The 367-nt window shown below is 53.7% G+C and carries 1 protein-coding gene; it reads left to right on the top strand.

What is annotated here, in order from left to right; genetic code table 11:
* Positions 1-367 (top strand): MFS transporter (locus CSV68_RS16960; protein WP_143561040.1); only part of this gene is annotated, 367 nt, incomplete at both ends.

Here is a 367-nt window from a genome sequence, read left to right as displayed (position 1 = left end):
GACTCGCAAATTATCTTGCTTACGGGTCAGGCGATTTCCTCGGGGCGGGAACCACCGCCCTGACGGCGGCCTGGCTTTTGTATTTTTATACAACGTTCTGTGGACTCTCCCCGATTGAAGCAACCTTCATCTTTGCTGCCGCAAGGGTACTGGATGCCGTCGTCAGCCCTTTGATGGGCTTTTTGACCGATAACTTTGGCACGACCTGGCTCGGCAAGCGCTTCGGTCGGCGTAAGTTCTTTATTCTGCTGGGGATCCCGTGCGTGTTCAGCTACTCCCTGATGTGGGTGGGGGAGATGAGTTTCTGGTATTACCTGCTGACCTATCTGGTGTTCGATATCGTCTACACCATGATTCTGGTGCCGTA

Origin of the sequence: Sporosarcina sp. P29, assembly GCF_002743265.1 — a bacterium.
Lineage (GTDB): Bacteria > Bacillota > Bacilli > Bacillales_A > Planococcaceae > Sporosarcina.
Note: the sequence above shows the minus strand (reverse complement) of the source record. Positions and strands in the feature narration are given on the sequence as shown.